General features: G+C 65.1%; 2 protein-coding genes. One reads left to right on the top strand and one right to left on the bottom strand.

The features are described from left to right. Window positions 1–105: 105 nt before the first annotated feature. The gene (locus ABD823_RS34295; RefSeq protein WP_344867100.1) at window positions 106–603 is read right to left on the bottom strand and encodes a GNAT family N-acetyltransferase; all 498 of its coding nucleotides are present in this window, start codon (window positions 601–603) and stop codon (window positions 106–108) included. Window positions 604–1,088: 485 nt separating this feature from the next. On the opposite strand from ABD823_RS34295, the gene ABD823_RS34290 reads away from it, so the two are divergent. Further along, window positions 1,089–1,466, top strand: a complete 378-nt coding sequence (locus ABD823_RS34290; protein ID WP_344867098.1) for a VOC family protein — start codon at window positions 1,089–1,091, stop codon at window positions 1,464–1,466. Window positions 1,467–1,670 lie beyond the last annotated feature (204 nt).

The raw sequence follows: 1,670 nt of genomic DNA, 5'->3' as shown, positions 1-1,670 counted from the left end.
ACGGGGAATCCGTTCATGGCGGGTTCGGCCGATGTCCACTCCGATGGAGTGCCGCCCCGCAGCCGGCTGCAACCGTCCCCGCCGCGACCTATCGCACCTCCGGTCTTACAGCGGCTGCTCCAACAAATGCCGCATCGGAACAAATCCCGCTTTCCCATAGAAGGCCATCGCCTCGGTGTTGAAATCCCACACCTCGGTGAGCAGGCGCGAACATCCCATCTGGCGGCCTGCGGCGCGCACCGCATCGACCAGAGCGGTTCCGACGCCGGTGCGGATCGCATCAGAAGCCACGGCCAGGTGCTCCAAAACGATGAAGGTCCTGGCTTGCATGAGAGCGTCACCAGGGCGATCAACGATGATCGACAGGGCGTATCCGATCGGCCGCCCTTCCACTTGAGCGATGAAGACACGGACGTCCTCGCGAGCCAGGTGCGCTTCGAAGATCGGGAGCAAGTCCTCTGCGGCGGGTTCGGCACGGAAGATGTCCGGCCGGTTCCGGGCGTGAACGGCGTGCACGAAGTCGTTCAGCTGAGCCAGGACGCTGGCATCTTCGGAGGAGGCAAGCCGGATCTCGATCGGAGTCGGGGAAAACGATGAAGTCATGGCAGGGATGGTGGTCCATGTCCCGCTGCTGACTCCAGCGGTTTTCTGGCCGCTTACCAGGGCCTTGCTTGGCCGCCCATCGGGAATTTTCTTGACCGCCAGCCTGGATCGGCCTATCCGTCTGGCCGGAGAACAGCGTGTCCGTTCACACACGTCTATGAAGACCTCTTCGCTGATGGATACGGCGAAGACGAGGAGACGGCTCCCGGTGCCATCCTCCGTCGGCCCCTACTCGTCTCACTGGAAACGGATGACGGCGTGGTCTTCCTCGACCCGGTGGACGTGGGCAGGTATGGGGAATGGTCCGCCTACGAACTCTTCTCCTGAAGCGGGGAGTCGGGGCGGCACGTTCCTTCGCCGAGTTGGTGATCGGCTGCTGTCGGGGCTTCTAATGCTGGAAAGGTCCGCCGGGCTCGCGACGATCAAGGTGCCGGTGCCGGTTCGATGCGCGCGTGGGAGAAGCATGACAGGGTAGCGACGATCGCATGGCATGCCGTATCAGTGAGTTGGTCATCGACAGCCGAGACCCCGAGCGCCTCGCCGCGTTCTGGTGCGATGTGCTCGGCTACGTCGTTCTCAGCCGAGCCGAGAGCAGCGTCGAGATCGGTCCGGCGGGTGAAAGTTTCGGCGGTCCCCAGCCGACGATCGTCTTCAATCCCGCCGACCAGCCGAAGACCGGCAAACTGCGACTCCACATCGACGTGAGTCCCACTGACCGCGACCAGGAGGCCGAACTCGAGCGTCTGCTGGCCGTCGGCGCCAAGCCCGCCGACGTCGGTCAGACGGGAGAGGAATCCTGGCATGTCCTGGCCGACCCTGAGGGCAACGAGTTCTGTCTACTGCGACGGCGCTTGAGCGGTTAGCCCCGGGAGCGACGCGCCGCCAGGCCCGCACGACGAGTCCCGTTCACCTGCGCGGAGATCTCCAGACGCCGACCCGGCGGACCTTTCCGGTCACAGCACCGGGTGCTCGCTCGTTCGCGTGCCCGGAAGCGCCGCCAGGGCCGGAGCCAAGGCATCCAGCGGTCCCCCAGGCGGCGAGCGTCTCGCTGTGAACGGATTCCCCGC

This window comes from Planomonospora alba, from assembly GCF_039534085.1.
GTDB lineage: Bacteria > Actinomycetota > Actinomycetes > Streptosporangiales > Streptosporangiaceae > Planomonospora_B > Planomonospora_B alba.
Note: the sequence above shows the minus strand (reverse complement) of the source record. Positions and strands in the feature narration are given on the sequence as shown.